Annotated in this window: 12 protein-coding genes; 8 read left to right on the top strand and 4 right to left on the bottom strand. The window is 38.7% G+C overall.

Translation table 11 applies throughout. The annotated features are described in order from the left end of the window. Positions 1–12 precede the first annotated feature (12 nt). Together AAV97_RS14380 and AAV97_RS14375 are read left to right on the top strand one after the other, a co-directional pair. Entirely contained in the window at positions 13–540 is a 528-nt protein-coding gene (locus AAV97_RS14380; protein ID WP_227567082.1) for a hypothetical protein, read from the top strand. Positions 541–669: 129 nt separating this feature from the next. Beyond that, positions 670–1308, top strand: a complete 639-nt coding sequence (locus AAV97_RS14375; RefSeq protein ID WP_046760973.1) for a 1-acyl-sn-glycerol-3-phosphate acyltransferase — start codon at positions 670–672, stop codon at positions 1306–1308. Between the two features lie 97 nt (positions 1309–1405). Here AAV97_RS14375 and AAV97_RS14370 read toward each other — a convergent pair whose 3' ends face one another. Further along, positions 1406–1732: a hypothetical protein gene (locus tag AAV97_RS14370; protein WP_046760905.1), complete on the bottom strand. Its 327-nt coding sequence runs from the start codon at positions 1730–1732 to the stop codon at positions 1406–1408. 468 nt (positions 1733–2200) lie between these two features. On the opposite strand from AAV97_RS14370, the gene AAV97_RS14365 reads away from it, so the two are divergent. From AAV97_RS14365 to AAV97_RS14350, 4 genes are all read left to right on the top strand, one after another. Continuing rightward, a complete protein-coding gene (locus AAV97_RS14365; RefSeq protein ID WP_046760904.1) occupies positions 2201–3775 on the top strand; it encodes an amidohydrolase in 1575 nt (524 codons plus the stop codon). A gap of 43 nt (positions 3776–3818) precedes the next feature. Continuing rightward, positions 3819–4823, top strand: a complete 1005-nt coding sequence (locus tag AAV97_RS14360; RefSeq protein ID WP_046760903.1) for a CobW family GTP-binding protein — start codon at positions 3819–3821, stop codon at positions 4821–4823. Positions 4824–4961: 138 nt separating this feature from the next. Beyond that, a complete protein-coding gene (locus AAV97_RS14355) occupies positions 4962–6353 on the top strand; it encodes a purine-cytosine permease family protein (RefSeq protein ID WP_046760902.1) in 1392 nt (463 codons plus the stop codon). A gap of 25 nt (positions 6354–6378) precedes the next feature. Continuing rightward, a complete protein-coding gene (locus AAV97_RS14350; RefSeq protein ID WP_046760901.1) occupies positions 6379–7704 on the top strand; it encodes a hypothetical protein in 1326 nt (441 codons plus the stop codon). A 316-nt stretch (positions 7705–8020) separates the two neighbouring features. Here the strand turns inward: AAV97_RS14350 and AAV97_RS14345 are convergent, their stop codons facing one another. From AAV97_RS14345 to AAV97_RS14335, 3 genes are read right to left on the bottom strand one after another with little or no spacing between them, the layout of a single operon-like run. Continuing rightward, complete coding sequence (locus AAV97_RS14345) at positions 8021–9277, bottom strand: HlyD family type I secretion periplasmic adaptor subunit (protein WP_228136552.1); 1257 nt, start codon at positions 9275–9277, stop codon at positions 8021–8023. Then, entirely contained in the window at positions 9274–11409 is a 2136-nt protein-coding gene (locus AAV97_RS14340) for a type I secretion system permease/ATPase (protein ID WP_005033558.1), read from the bottom strand. Before AAV97_RS14340 ends, AAV97_RS14345 begins: the two co-directional genes overlap by 4 nt. Continuing rightward, positions 11406–12959, bottom strand: a complete 1554-nt coding sequence (locus tag AAV97_RS14335) for a TolC family protein (RefSeq protein ID WP_046760900.1) — start codon at positions 12957–12959, stop codon at positions 11406–11408. Before AAV97_RS14335 ends, AAV97_RS14340 begins: the two co-directional genes overlap by 4 nt. Before the next feature lie 906 nt (positions 12960–13865). Between AAV97_RS14335 and AAV97_RS14330 the strand changes: the two genes are divergently transcribed. Further along, complete coding sequence (locus AAV97_RS14330) at positions 13866–14330, top strand: hypothetical protein (protein ID WP_046760899.1); 465 nt, start codon at positions 13866–13868, stop codon at positions 14328–14330. 146 nt (positions 14331–14476) lie between these two features. Further along, on the top strand, positions 14477–15504 hold a 1028-nt coding region (locus tag AAV97_RS14325), incomplete at its 3' end, for a BapA/Bap/LapF family prefix-like domain-containing protein (protein WP_046760898.1).

The following is a 15504-nucleotide window of genomic DNA, read 5'->3' as shown; positions in this document are numbered from 1 at the left end:
CATGTTTTGTTTATGTCATTTGAACCAATAACGCAAGGCATGGTTGAAATGTCAACAGATCCTAAGAATATAAGCTATCTCACTGATAAGAAATGTGAATTATGTAAGGAAATGCAGTGCAATGTAGTCTGCTTACTCAAGTTGAGCTACTATGTTAGTTCTGTTGTGGTGGTGTTATTTAAAGTTATGACTCATTTGGCTGAATATGTTGCTTGTATTTATGATATGCAAAGTAATCAAGAAACACGTAATGACCACCTCAAAATACAACATGTGGTTGAACAGTCTGAACAAACGCGTTTGAATGATATAACATTTACTCAGACCACTAAAATCTATACCTTTATTGATGGAACTCAACTAAAACACACTATAGAACAGGACAATCAGCTTTTTGAAGTGGAAGCATGTTTGGAAAGTTGGATCGAGTATCAAGTCATTCACCAATCAAATAAAAATATTCATCCGCAAAAAATTCATTTTGATAATCATTGTCGTGAATTACATTGGATTCAGTATTTTAATTCAGTTAAAAATTGATATATGCAAATTCTTTGCAAAATTGATTTAATTTGGATGATTTACTGACAAGTTTAGCTTTTAATTATTTTTATACAATTATATATTAATCGCTTGTTTTATAGGCGATTTGCATTTTTATCTAGGATGATGATTGCTACAATCCTGCGCAAATTTTATCTGTTGGGGCGTAGGGTGTTCGAAAAATTAGCTGAGCGAAGTTTGGGATGGATGGGGTGGCAAATCGATAACCATTGGGATTTAAACATTGATCAATGCGTTATGATCGCTGCTCCACATACCAGCAATTGGGATGCACTCTATGCACGTTTAGCACTCAAAGCATTGGGTGTTCATGTTCGTATTACCATCAAAGATAGCTATATGAAATTGCCTTTTGGACCTTTTGTCCGCGCAATGGGCGGAATTGGTATTGATCGCCGTCCTAAGAAAGATGGTGAAGCTCGTCCAAGTATGGTTCAGTTGATGAGCGATTTATTTAAAAGCCATTCTAAATTGGTGATGCTAGTCACGCCAGAGGGAACGCGTTCTAAACAGGAACAGTGGAAAACTGGCTTCTATCATGTGGCGATGAATGCAGGTGTGCCAATTGCATTGGCATATATGGATTATGCAAAGAAAAAAACGGGTATTGGTAAAATTGTATATCCGACAGGAGACTATCAGCAGGATATGGCTGAAATCATGGCATTTTATGCGCAGATTAATCCCAAACATCCAGATTTATTTAGTGTGGATACGAGATTTATGCAAGAAGCTGAGTTTTAATCGACAACTTAGCTAAAATAATAAATACAATCTGTTGGACGTGATTTCATGGGAATAAGCGTTTTAATTATTCCCTATTTTTGCTTGTCCCAAATAATTAGTGCTTTTCCGTTTGCACACCACCAAGTGATTCACATGCAGTCTTATAAATATCATATTGCTGTTGAACCACTTCATCTAAAGGAATTTTAAATAATTCCTCTCCTGACTTATAACGTTCAATGTATTCTGTGGCTTTTTCTTTACTCACAGCAAGTGAATGCTCGTGATAAAGATTAATAGCACTATGATTGAGTTCAGCGGTTTCTATATTGTTACATTGAAATTGGTTGAGAATTTTTTCAGCCATTTTTATTTCACGAGATGTACCCAGTGCACATCCAGCCAAGAGAATAATGACACTGAATAATAAAAAGGCTTTCATTGTAGATATATAACAAAAAGAGATGCGAAATTTTAAGATGAATCCCTAATTAAAAATAGATTGAAATTGAACAATCGTCGGAATTGGATGGGTAATTGGTGAATAAAACGACAGCCAGCTTGGCGCGATAGTTTAAGTAATTATTCAATGCATCATTGTCAACAATACCACTTTGAAATGGATGAAGAGAAACAGGCATCTATCGGTTAATTTTTGCATTTTATCTCACACCCGATTAAGTACAGATTTTGACTCAGTAAAACATGATTGATGAGTTACTTTGAAAATTCAGAACATCTACATCAATTTTTAAGAATTACTTATATGGTTGCCGTGGAGTATAAAAAATAAGCAATACACATAAAAGATTAGCTGTGAAAAACGGAAAAGCTTTTTGATGAATATGTATTTATGACTTTTTCAGAAATTTGAGCTGAATATTCATTGAGCATAAGCAGGGATAAAACAATGAGTAATATTGTTTACTACAATACAAAAATTTATACCGTGAATGAATCACAACCTTGGGCGGAAGCCATGTGGGTCAAGGCGGGTAAAATTTTAGCAATAGGTGATCAAGATGAACTCTTGGCTTTGGCTGAGGGTGCAGAGCACTATGATTTAGCAGGAAAAATGGTTATGCCGGGTATACATGATGCGCATACTCATCTTTTAAAAGCAGCATTGCGTCGCTTGGAATATTCTTGCGAATTAAATGATCCCCAAACATTAGATGAACTGGCACAACAGCTCAAAGCATACTGGGCAAAATATGCTTCAGAAAGGACATGGATTTTTGCAGGTCTTTACAATCCATTAATTTTTACGGCAGAGATATTGACACGTGAGTGGCTAGATCAAGTCATTCCTGATGTACCAATTGTCATACATGATTTCTCATTTCATAACGTTATGGCAAATAGTCTCGCCTTAGAGCTTGCTGGCATTACCCGTGATACACCCAGCACAATACGAGCAAAAATCGAAAAAGATCCTTTAACTGGTGAACCCACAGGAATCTTACGTGAAGGGGCTTGGGTTAAATTATATTTGGCTGCGCCTACCGAGAGTGCAGAACAGAATAAGCAAGCGCTTAAGATGGCGGCAAGTATTTGTAACCAATATGGCATAACTTCAGCGCAGGAAGCCTCAGCAACACGTCCGTTCTTGATTGCGGCGCAAACTTTGGATGAAGCACAGGAACTTACACTGGATTTGTTTTGTCATCTGCCTTGGCGAGCGGAAGTGGTGTCCTTAAGTGATCGTGAGGAAGATGAACAGGTCATTGCACAGCGCGAACAATATGCTTCAAAACGTGTCATGGTCAACGGTATTAAAGTCATGTTGGATGGTACGTCTATGGCGCCTACTTTTAGTCATGTACCTTTAGACCCAGTCACAGATCAGCCAATAACCTATAACTTACTTCTTGATTCAAATGAACTTACTGAAAAAATCCGTGAATGGACCAAGGCAGATTTGGTTGTTAAGGCACATTGTACGGGGTATGGCTCGGTGCGTATTGCGCTGAATAATTATGAAAATGCAAATCATATCGAGCGAAAGGCAGGACATTTTCATGATATTGCACATGCTCATTATGTGTCTTTAAAAGATCGCCCCCGTTTTAGAGAACTCGGCATTATTGCTGAGATGTCTCCAGCAATTTGGCATATCCCTGAATATCAGCAAGCGCTAGGTAAAGCCTACGACTTTCGAAGTTTGTATGAAGCTGGTGCAATCATGACGGTGGGAACGGATTGGCTCTTACCCCCAACCCCTAATTTATTCCCAGCTTTAGCTGGCATTTTGCAACACGGTGATGAAAGTGTGCCATTGGAGGTGGCGCTAGAAATGATGACTTTGAATGGTGCAATTGCCATAGGTCATCGCCATCGCACTGGAAGCTTAGAAATGGGTAAAGATGCAACTTTTATTGTTTTGGATCGCAATATTTTTGAGTCAACAGTAGAAGAAATTGCAGCGACTCAAGTCATCACCACTGTATTGCAAGGTCAGCATGTATTTCAGCGGACCAGTTAATACCGTTTAAAAATATTGTTTGTTTCGCTTAGGGAGAACAGAGATGAATGCAGTAAAACGTATCCCTGTGACATTACTGACAGGGTTTCTAGGGAGTGGTAAAACAACTTTACTCCGAAACTTGTTGGCTGATGAACGAATGAAGCGCACAGCTGTCATCATTAACGAAATCGGAGAGATTGGTTTAGATCATCTGCTGGTTGGTCAGATTGATCAAGATATGGTTTTACTTAAAAGTGGTTGCGTGTGTTGTAGTGTTAAAACTGAATTTTCAGAGACGCTCAAATTACTTTATCAACGTGCACAGGCAGAAATAATACCGATATTTGATCGGGTCATTGTTGAAACAACGGGGATGGCTGATCCTGTACCTTTACTGAAACTATTGTTGGCACATGAAAGTATAGCAATGCTATTTAGTGTGCAAACAGTCATTGCGACTGTTGATACATTATTACCCATAAATTTAGCTCAGCAACGCATGGAAAGAATCCGTCAAATCGCTGTTGCAGACAAAATCATTTTAACTAAAACCGATTTATCTCATGCTTTTCATCAATTCATTGAGGGGATACGCACACTCAATGATGCTGCTGAAATCATTGATTCTTCAGATGTAGAAGCTGTTGCTTCATTAATTTTTGATCGCGAACAGTATCCAATTGTACGTGATTTACCGCAGATCCAATGGATTAAACAAAATAGTCATCTGAGAAACAAGTTGGGTCAATCACTGCACCAAGGTATGAGTAGTTTATGTTTATATGCTGATCAACCATTAGCTTGGCGGAGTATAACCCAGTTTCTTCAGAAACTCGCTCTCCTGTATGGAGAGAATTTACTCCGAATCAAAGGTTTGCTTCATATCAGGGAGTCTTTGAGACCTGTTGTAATACATGGTGTACAGCATTATTTATTTCTAGAGTCTTACCTCGATACATGGGCAGATGATGACCCAAAAACAAGAATTGTGATCATTTTTGAAGGTGCAATTCAACAGAATATACAAGCCTTGTTTGATGACATTGTGCTTGAACCGATGCACTGATAGCACAATTTTTTTCACCCACTCACTTCAATATTTTTCAAATGCGTACTTGAGACGCAGGGGAGTTTATATCTCTAAAAAAGCAATTTAAACAAGAAATCTAAATTTTAAATCTTCCTTTATATAAGGAGCTATATCATGCAAGAACAACCTGTTCATTCAATTGAACAACATACCATTCAGCAAATTCCACTCAATGAACGGCATGGTCGACCTTTGGACCTCTTTACCTTATGGTTTGGTGGGAATTTGATGTTATTGACCTTTGTGACAGGATCACTTTCTGTCATTATTTTTCAGCAATCTTTTATATCCGCGATTCTCAGTACGATTTTGGGAACGTTGATTGGTGCTATTTTTGCAGCCTTACATGCAGCTCAAGGTCCTCAACTTGGTGTACCGCAAATGATTCAAACCAAGGGACAGTTTGGATCTCTTGGCGCATTGCCGATTTTAGGAATTGTGGTGATCATGTATGTTGGTTTTCTTGCCTCCAATATAACTTTGGCAGGACAGGCGATCAACTTGCTTATTCCCTCATTCAGTCAATCTTTCGGGATTTTACTGGCAGGTATTGTCGCTGTGACAGGTGCCATCGTTGGCTATAGGCTGATTCACCTCTTTACCAAAATTATCTTTGTCATTTGTGGGATCGGGTTTGTTTTGGCCTACATATGGGTATTCATTATTTATGGATTACCGCTAGACTTTTTTGAAAGAAACTCTTTTTCTGCAACTGGTTTTCTTGCCTCACTTTCGATAGCAGCTTTATGGCAAATAGCCTATGCACCTTATGTCTCTGATGCAAGTCGTTATCTGCCTAAAGAAACAGGAGCTCGGTCCGCATTTTGGGCAACTTATTGGGGATGCTCTTTGGGGACGATTATCCCCATGTCCTTGGGGATCACAATCGGATTGTTGACATCCAATGGTGATGTTATTTCTGGATTGATCAACTATGTACCAGAACTAGGCAGTGGAATTATTTTTATCCTTGTCATCGCAATCGCAGCCATAAATTCAATGAATTTATATTGTGGTGTATTGACCTTAATCTCTTTTATTCAAACCCTTATTCCATCATTTATCCCGTCAGCAAAGGGTAGAGTGCAGATTTCTTTTGTGTTTATTGGCATCGCATTGTGGATTGGGATTAAGGCATCCATTAATTTCTTGCCGATGTTTACCAATTTTATCTTCTTATTGATTTACGTCCTTATTCCTTGGACAGCAGTAAATTTGGTGGACTATTACTGGGTTCGGCATGGTGAATATGATGTGAAATCATTTTTTCTACAAGATGGAGGGAAATATGGAAAATTTAACATTTTGGCTGTCTCAGCATACATTTTTGGGGTTGTTGTTCAAATCCCATTTATTGCCACAGAGTTGTATACAGGTTCTATTGCCCATGTATTGAATGGTGCTGATATTTCATGGGTTGTGGGGTTAATTCTAACTTCTATTTTTTATCTTGTTGCCATCAAACTCTACGGAGTTCAAGAGTATCCATCCAAAAGCAAAAACTAAAAATAATTTCAAGGAGATATTGATTATGGAAAAATCATCTTATTTTCATTCTATGTTGTGTGTTGTTGTACTTTTCTTTGTGCCTTTAGCAGCTGTTGCTGATTATGAAATAAAATCAGGAAATCTTACTGGAGAATTGGGATTAACCATAACTGCTGCCAATCTGTATGCAGATCATATTAATTTTGGTAGTGGGCGAATCGATTTACGTGATCAGACAATGACAGGTCAACAAGCAACTTGGCAAGAAGCTTATTTAAAACCTAATTTAAACCTGAACTATAAGCTAGATTCAGATATAAATTTAATACTTGGCACATCAATCGTTGCTTCACAAACTTTTGGAGATGGTGATGCCGGTGGCTACACACGACGTTCAGATGGTCGAACCAGTGTTGAGGAGCTTTATGCGGGTATTGGATATGGTGACTGGAAGTTGACGGCTGGACGGCAAAATTATTCGATTGCGACAGGTTTTATCATCATGGATGGTAATTTGGATCAATATCAAGATGGAACCTATTATATTGCTCCACGTTCTGCATTTCGCAATTCCGCAGTGCTTGCATGGGAACAGCAAAATTTAAAAGCACAACTGTTTACGTTAGGTACAGATTATGATTTGGGCAGTTTTAAAATGAATGGTGCGAATCTAGATTATGATTGGAACGAAAATCTTACTTTGGGTTTAACTGCATTTAAAGTTAAAGCTCCTTCTTCCGATGCTGCCCCTAAAGATGGAATGCAAGTTTATAATTTAAGGGCATTAAATGCTAAATCAGCACTGATTCCAGCCTTAACTTTGAACGGTGAATATGCAATTCAACGCGGTCGTGGGGATGGTGTGAGTTATCAGGCAAATGCCTGGTATACCCAAGCTGACTATGTTTTTGATGGTTTGCCATTTCAACCTACATTAGGCTATCGATATTCTTTTTTTTCTGGAGATGATAATTTACAAGATAAGCAACGCCGTAGTTGGAATGCGTTAAGTAAAGGTTATATTGGGTGGGGAACTTGGTTATTGGGTGATGTTGCGGGAAATTATGCTTTGTACAATAGCAATGAAAAAGTTCAGCAATTTTCGATTAAATCCCAATTGAATGATCAACTTACATTCGGAACAATTTATTATCAGTTGGCGTTGGATAAAGCCAATTATTTTGGAACACCTGTTCATAATCGTCGTTTTGCGGATGAGTACAGTATTTATTTAGAGTGGGTACCTACAACTAAACTGTACACCTCTTTATCCTATAGTTGGCTTAACCCTAAAAGTGCCGCCAAAGAGGCGTTTGGAGATCATAAAAACTTTTCCGCATTTGGAATTTATTTAAAATATCGTCTCTGACGTTCAAAAAATAAAGCTGTTATGGTGTGACTAAATTGTCGTATTTTCGCTCATGTTGTTTGAGCAAATAAGTCATCTTAATCATCAATGATTCGTTATAAATGTGTCCAATGGTTAGCTCGTTCGTTGCTCCTATTCACACCGTTAAAATCATATTTGTCGTCTATGTTTGCGTCACTAGGATGAGTTTCAAGATAGCATTATTTTAACATTGCAAGACTTATAGATAAGAATAAACACCAATAAAAACCAATCCGTAGATTGGTTTTTTATTTCCATTGATGTATTTCAATCCATGCTGGTTGATCTTAAAAACTCAACGCTCTCTTAATGCTTCTTTGGCTTTATTGAATGGTTTCAACAAGTATTCAATAATGGTTTTCTGACCTGTGCGAATATCAACAGTAGCCACCATACCCGGCGTAATCGAAAAAGATTTACCTGCCTTATTCACCAGTTTATCTTTATTGGTTCGAATATAGACGCGATAGTAAAACTGATCTTGTTTCACCTCATCACGGATAGTATCGGGTGAAATCACCGTCACTTTACCCTCTAAACCGCCATAAATGGAGTAGTCATAGGCCGTGATTTTCACTAAAGCCGGCTGCCCCGGATGAATAAATGCAATATCTCGTGGGGAAATTCGTGCTTCAATCAATAATTGCTCATCAATCGGAACAATGGTCATCAACTTGCCATTTTGCGGTACCACCCCACCAATCGTGGTCACAGCAATTTCTTTGACCACACCACGGACAGGCGCTTTAAAGGTGGAACGTTTGACCGAATCATTTCGACCTGCCACGATTTGCTGTAACGATTGAATATCTGCATTGGCTTTCGCCAACTCTTCGCGTGACTTTACATAGTAGTCATTACGCTTATCATTGATCTGATTTTCAAAGTTATTGATATCTCGTTTTAGACGTAACACTTCAACTTCGGATGCCGCACCTTTGGCAACCAATGGTTGAGTCATTTGTAATTCATTTTGCACCAAAGCCAAGGCATGTTTTAACCCCGTGATGGACTCATCCAAATTGGCACGACGAGAGGTATACAGTGCCGTTTCCTCTCGAACCAAGGCTGGTACTGCCAATACATCTTTAGGGAAGCGTAGCGGTGTACCATTCACTTCCGCCTCTAAACGTGCAGCAGTGGCTTGGGTTGCCAGTAATTTAGTCTGGCTTTCTCCGACTTGTGACTCAAAACGGGTGGGGTCAATCTGAGCAAGAGTTTGTCCTTTTTGTACAATATCACCTTCTTTGACATCCAAACTGGTGAGCACCCCACCATCTAAGGATTGAATAATTTGCTCTTTGGACGAAGGAATTACTTTACCTGTGCCCGTTGAAACTTCTTCCAATTTAAAAACGCATGCCCAAATCAAGAATGCCAATAAGCCCACTGCCACGATCCAAATAATAAAACTGGATTTAGGCAAGGGCGGTTCTGAAAACTTGAGTGCTGAGGGATTGGTTGGTCGCTGTAGGATATTGGTCGCATCATCAGCTTGAGCAGGCGATTGGGTTTGCAGTTCAATCTTTTGCGGATTTTGTTCTTGGCTCATGCTGAAGCACCTCCTGCATTCGGCTGATGTTGCGGATTCAGAATGGCATCTCGTGGTCCATCTTTAATGATCTTTCCTTCATGTACCACAATAATCCGATCCACCAATTGCAAAACAGCAGGGCGATGGGTTGCCACCACCAAAGTGCGATGACCCAGCCATTGTTTAAGATGTTGAATCAAGACTTTTTCAGAGACATCATCAATCGAGGCAGTAGGTTCATCCAACAACACAATATTCGGGTTTCTCAACAGCAACCGAGTCAGCAACAGCGCTTGTTTTTGTCCACCTGAAAAGCCCACACCTCCCTCAAGAATGGTATGGTCCAAGCCTTCTTTTTTCTGCTCTACGATTTCCAATGCATTGGTGATTTGCAAGGCACGCACAATTTCTTCATCGGTTGCCAAGGGCGCACCCAAGGTTAAGTTTTCTCGGATGGTCCCAAAGAATAAATGGGCATTTTGATTGAGCAGTGCCATATCTCGGCGAATATCATCAGGATCAAGCAAGGATTGATCGACACCATCCAGACTAATTTTGCCCTGTACAGGCAGTTGCATCCCGGCAAGTAATTGTAAAAGGCTCGATTTTCCTGCGCCATTGCGTCCCAGAATCGCCACCTTTTCTCCGACCGCAATTTTGAGTTGCGGTATGACCAAGGTCGGACGTGGGTCATCTTCAGTGTATTTAAACACCACCCCTTTAAAATCATAATCCCCTAACAGCACTTTACGCTGAATCAATTGAGCACGCTCAGGGCGGTCAACCGGTTTTTGCATCAACTCATCTAAACCATTCTTTGCCACTTTGGCTTGTTGCCAACGCCCAAGCACACCCGTCACTTGAGAAATAGGTGCCAACATCCGTGAAGAGAGAATCGAACACGCCACCAAGGCACCCGTGGTCATGTCACCTTTCATCACTGCAAAACAACCGACCAAGACTACGATTGCATAGGTCAAGCCTTGAATCTTCTGTGTCCATGCATTTAACCAACCGACAATTTTTCGTTGACGCATGCTGACATCTGCTGAGACTTCATTCATGTGATTCCATTGATTTTGGAATCGGGCTTCAGCACGCAGTAGTTTGATATCTTCAATGCCTTGCACCGCTTCAACCAAAATCGCATTACGAATTGCCGATTCACGCATGCCTTCAGTCGCCAATTGTGCCAATTTCTTTTGTACCAAAAAGCCTGGAACAATCATCAGCGGTACAACCAGCAACATCACCCAGAAAATATTGCCTCCAATCATCCAAAAAATCACCAAGAACAGGAAGAAAAAAGGAAGGTCGGCAATTGCACTGATGGTGGTTGAGGTGACCAATTCACGGACCCCTTCTAGTTCACGAATCTGCGAAATAAAAGAGCCTGTTGAACGTGCTCGATCTTTATTGCGAATGCGCAGTGCATGACCAAACACCCGATCTGAAATCTTTAAGTCGGCACGTTTACCGATAATATCGGATAAATAGACCCGTGCAATTCGCAGAACAAATTCAAAGATTGCAGCGATCAGTACGCCACCTGCAAGCACCCACAAGGTCGGAATGGATTGAGACGGCACCACACGGTCATAGACTTGCATCGAGAAGATAATGGTCGCCAATGCCAAAATATTGGCAATCATTGAAGCCACCATGATGTCGGTATAGCGTTTCCAGTCTTTTAAAACAATGTCCCAGAACCAGCTTTTTTCATAAGGCTTAATGTATTCATCAACACGCGCATCCGGTACAGAGGTTTCAGGTCTAAATATATAGACGCGCTTGGCATGGGCTTGTAGTTGCTGCACACTGAAGCTTTGTGACAGCCCTTGATCACCACTGAGTTGTAGGCTGACATTTCCAGCAGCATCTACTTTCTCAATCACCGCCACCTGACCATCATTCAGCTCGACCACCACTGGCAAGCGCCATGGATTGAGAACATCCGTGCTAAAGTCAGCTTGACGTATATTTAAGCCGACTTGACGGGTAATCAGTGCCAGCATGTCATCAAGATTGTGATATTTATTCCAATCCAGTTGCAGACGAATTTGTTCTTCTGAGGGTTGAATACGATAATGTTGTGCAACCGCGATAATGGCTTGTAACCAGGGTTGATAATTTAATCTATTATTATTCATGGCTGAACTTCAAACCCCTGAATTTGAATATTATTTAAATGATAAGCATGTCTACTCTTTCCGGTTACATTGATAAATAATGCAATCGTGTCATAGATATCAAATCGTGCTGCTTCTCTTTCAATCCTTGAACTTTGGTACGATTGTTCTGAACTGAGTAAATCTAAAATCGAACGCTTGCCGAGTTTGTATTGTTCTTCATACAGCTCTCGGGTTTTGGCAGTTGAGCGTTCTCGGTCCATCAACACCCAAATCTGTTTATCGGTGTTTTCAATACTTTCACGGGCAATTTGGGCTTGATCCATAATATTGAGATAGGTGGCATTCAGCTTGGCACGGGCGGCTTGTTCAGCATAATTTGCTGCTTTAACCTGTGAACCCACTGCACCGCCTTGATAGAAATTACTCGACATCTGTACCCCAATCGAACTGTCGGTATCATTCTCAATTCCAGTATTGGGATTTTGACCATTCAATGCTTTGGTCACCGCACCCACCAAAGAAATGGTCGGATAGACACTGAGTTGAGTTTGTTTCTTTTGGCTTTGTGCCACATCAATTTCAGCCTTTGCGGCAATCATACTGGGGATGGTATTGACTTCGGGGTCATCATATAGCCCCGATTGCTTGACGAATTCATCAGGAATATTGAACTCAATTTGGCTGACATCAAAACCCAATAAGGTGCGTAACTTTTGTTCTTGCTGTTTAAGAAAATTCTGCTGGGTAATCAGGTAGGAACGAGAATATTCAACATAACTTTGCGCTTGCACAGGATCTGCATGACTGCTGATGCCCGCTTCGGCTCTTAAACGTGCAATCTCATGTAAGCGACTGACCCCATTAAATTGATCTTGGGCGATTTTTATAATATTACGATATCTCAATAAACCTAAAATATCTCGAGCCGTCTGGGTAGAGATTTCATCAATACTGATCAAGACATTGGCTTGTTCAACCGCCAATTTATTTTGTTGTGTGGTGACACTGCTTTTGACTTTGCCAAAATCATAGAGCAATTGATTGGCTTCAACAGAATATAACTGCCGCCCTTTATCATTTGAGGTGAAGTCACCGGTATTCATGCCAGCTTTTAATTGTGGATAGTATTGTGCCTTGGCGACATCAATATTGGCGTTTTGGGAAGCCAGAGTAGAAATCGTTTGGGCAATATTGGGATTGCGTTTGACAGCGATTTGCACGGCTTCTTCAAGGTTTAAGGTCCGTGTGGGTACTGCATATTGCTGGGCAGTTGGTGGATTTTCCAGATAGAGATTATTTAAAGACGCCTTTTGCCCCAGATAGGGTTTGACCACGGGCAAAGGGCTCGCAGTGCTTTGCTCGGGTTGGTATTCAAAGTCAGCGAGTTGTTTAAGTTGCACGGTACGAAAGGAGGAGTCATCTTTGGGTTTGATTAAACTCGATACACTTTCCTTGATGCCTTTTAAATAGCGGGTGTCTTGTGCATGGCTATTGTTCTGAATCAGAACACATAGACTGATTGCACCCAAGCTTTTTAAAAAAATTATGGGTTTGTGAGTGATTAACATTCCTGAATGGCACCTAATCATGCTTGTAATTATCGGCATTGGTTTATTTCAAGTTTCTCGTAAATATTATTTTATTTTACACAGTAATGATTTGATTTTAGCAGAATGATTTAAATTTAATATAAATTTAGCTATTGTTTTGATTGTTAATTAAACAATGAATGATAGTTTATTGGTTATTAATAAATGATTATAGATTGTGGCTTTGCAAAGAATATAATATTTAATTTAATGTTTATGGAATTATAATCTATACATTTGTATTTTAGAGATTATGCGGGAGATAAGAGATTATATGCTGAGCATTTTCTGGATAAAAAATATAAAAATAAAATAAAATTGTAAATGTATTCTTTATAAAAAATACTTTTTTTAACCCGTTGATATGATAATTGTTTTTTTATAAAGAAAACCTAAAAAATCATAAAAAATTTATCATCAAATAAAAAAAAGATAATGATTTGTATCATTTTTATGCTAGGATTGTGTGAGTTAAATCTCATAAAGTTAAATTTAAAGGACTTAATTTATGCGAATACATGAATGAAAAATACCTGTATTGAATAATATTTAATCTATTTAGGCTGAAGTTATCTCCCAATTTTAGTGTAAAAAATATACATAAATTTTGCTGATTTATTTTTATAAAATATTTCGGTAAGGGTATTGTTTTGCATTTTTTTTGTTGATGTTTATTTAGTCTATTTTTGATTTTAAATTAATGGGTTTTCTATTTTTGTAATTATTTTAATCCTTATGCTTTATTGATTTGTGCTGGATGGAATATAGATTTAATTGAATATCATATAAAGATAATACGAGATATAAATGATCTGTTTTTTCATCTAAACCTGCTTATTTTAATGTTGTGATTTTATCGATTATTTTTAATGTCGGAGTACGGTGATGTCAAAAGTTATTTTGATGGTAGTGACTGCTGCAATAGGTATGACAGCCTGTGTAAGCAATCAGTATCAAAAACCATCAAATTTAAGGTTTCAAGAGAAAAGTTTGACGAACAATCAAATTGTTCTTGTGAAAAGAGATGAAAAGCTTTGTTCTGGGGATACCGCAACACATCAGAAGTGTGCGATTGATTTCTATATTGATCGTATACAAGCAGGGAACTTTTATATAAATAATACGGCAAAGTATCACTTAAAGTCTGAAGTTTATAATTTTAAAGTGAAAAATTGCAATACTGAATCATGTTTTAGCTGTGATGTAGATGTAGATGTGCAAAAGTTGAATAGTCATAATTTTTTACTTTCAATAGATGGAGAGGGAAAACCGTTTATTTTAAATGACGGTCAGACGCTTCAATGTTCTAACAAAAGTGAACCCACTCAAACTGTCGTACCTCAAATGTAATCATACTTAATTATCGATTTATTTTTTACTCATAAATATCTCCCAACCCCCATCAAAAATTTCATTTTTGTAGGGTTTCTGCGTGCATATTTTTAAGTAATTGATTTTTTTAAAAGATAAATGTACATAATCTCCTTAGGTAAAAAATGGCTAATTTTGTTGTAATTGAAAAAGATTCTTTAAGTAAATCAACGGTAGATACCAACCATATCACTTTGTCAGAAGCATCAATTATTCATACTAAAATGAATAGAGATGATGTGGCTGAATATATTCGAGATGGTGATCATTTATTATTAAAGCTTAAAAATGGTGAAGTGATTGTTATTGAAAACTTCTTTGTAGTTCACCAAGAAGTAACTTCAGATTTAGTCTTTGAAGATGAAGATGGTTGTATTTTATATTGGTTTGATGGAGTTTCAGGCTTTAAAGAAATCACAGGGCTGGAAGCATTATTACCTGAAGCAAGTAGTCATTTGACTGGAATGCTTCCTTGGCTGATTGGGACAGGTGTAGTCGGTGGTGTCATCGCAGCAACACATGATAATGATAAAAATAAAGAAAATATTCCCAATGGGAAAAATAGTGTTGAAGTAAAAACGGATGGCTCAATCATTGGTAAAACAGAAAATATTCCTGAAGGAACGAAAGTTGTTATTACCATTACAGGACAAGACAAGAACGGAAATACATTAAGCAAAGATATCGAAGTTACTGTTCAGCCAGATGGAAGCTATACAGCTGAAGTTCCAGAAGAATTTGTGGATGGTGATTTGACTGTAAGTTCAGAAGTTGTTGATCGTAATGGCAATACTGTTCAAGCGGAAGATCAGTTAGGTAAAAATACGACTGATGATCCAAATACTCCAGAAGACGAAAGTGCTGGGCTTGATCGTGTAGACAGTAACATAGACATTCACATTGATAACACAGGTAAAATCACTGGAACCACCAAGGATGTTGCACCGAATAGCGATGTGGTGATTACCATTACCGGTAAAGATGCAGCAGGCAAAGATGTCGTGATTCACAAGACAGTGAAGACCGATGCTGATGGCAACTACCAGACAGAACTTACGGTCGCTGATGGTATCGTAGATGGATCGGCAGTGAATGTTGAAGCGACTACTACAGATCGCAACGGTCAAGGTGTTGGACCAGCAAGCGATCATCT

It is taken from the genome of Acinetobacter sp. Ag2 (genome assembly GCF_001005515.1).
GTDB classification, from domain to species: domain Bacteria; phylum Pseudomonadota; class Gammaproteobacteria; order Pseudomonadales; family Moraxellaceae; genus Acinetobacter; species Acinetobacter bereziniae.
The sequence above is the reverse complement of the archived record's forward strand: the minus strand, read 5'-3'. Positions and strand labels throughout refer to the sequence as shown.

What these genes read in the sequence shown, in the direction of transcription:
- AAV97_RS14380 (WP_227567082.1), top strand. Translation starts at nt 13, where the DNA reads ATGTCATTTGAACCAATAACGCAAGGCATGGTTGAAATGTCAACAGAT.
- AAV97_RS14375 (WP_046760973.1), top strand. Translation starts at nt 670, where the DNA reads ATGATTGCTACAATCCTGCGCAAATTTTATCTGTTGGGGCGTAGGGTG.
- AAV97_RS14370 (WP_046760905.1), bottom strand. Translation starts at nt 1,732, where the DNA reads ATGAAAGCCTTTTTATTATTCAGTGTCATTATTCTCTTGGCTGGATGT.
- AAV97_RS14365 (WP_046760904.1), top strand. Translation starts at nt 2,201, where the DNA reads ATGAGTAATATTGTTTACTACAATACAAAAATTTATACCGTGAATGAA.
- AAV97_RS14360 (WP_046760903.1), top strand. Translation starts at nt 3,819, where the DNA reads ATGAATGCAGTAAAACGTATCCCTGTGACATTACTGACAGGGTTTCTA.
- AAV97_RS14355 (WP_046760902.1), top strand. Translation starts at nt 4,962, where the DNA reads ATGCAAGAACAACCTGTTCATTCAATTGAACAACATACCATTCAGCAA.
- AAV97_RS14350 (WP_046760901.1), top strand. Translation starts at nt 6,379, where the DNA reads ATGGAAAAATCATCTTATTTTCATTCTATGTTGTGTGTTGTTGTACTT.
- AAV97_RS14345 (WP_228136552.1), bottom strand. Translation starts at nt 9,277, where the DNA reads ATGAGCCAAGAACAAAATCCGCAAAAGATTGAACTGCAAACCCAATCG.
- AAV97_RS14340 (WP_005033558.1), bottom strand. Translation starts at nt 11,409, where the DNA reads ATGAATAATAATAGATTAAATTATCAACCCTGGTTACAAGCCATTATC.
- AAV97_RS14335 (WP_046760900.1), bottom strand. Translation starts at nt 12,959, where the DNA reads ATGTTAATCACTCACAAACCCATAATTTTTTTAAAAAGCTTGGGTGCA.
- AAV97_RS14330 (WP_046760899.1), top strand. Translation starts at nt 13,866, where the DNA reads ATGTCAAAAGTTATTTTGATGGTAGTGACTGCTGCAATAGGTATGACA.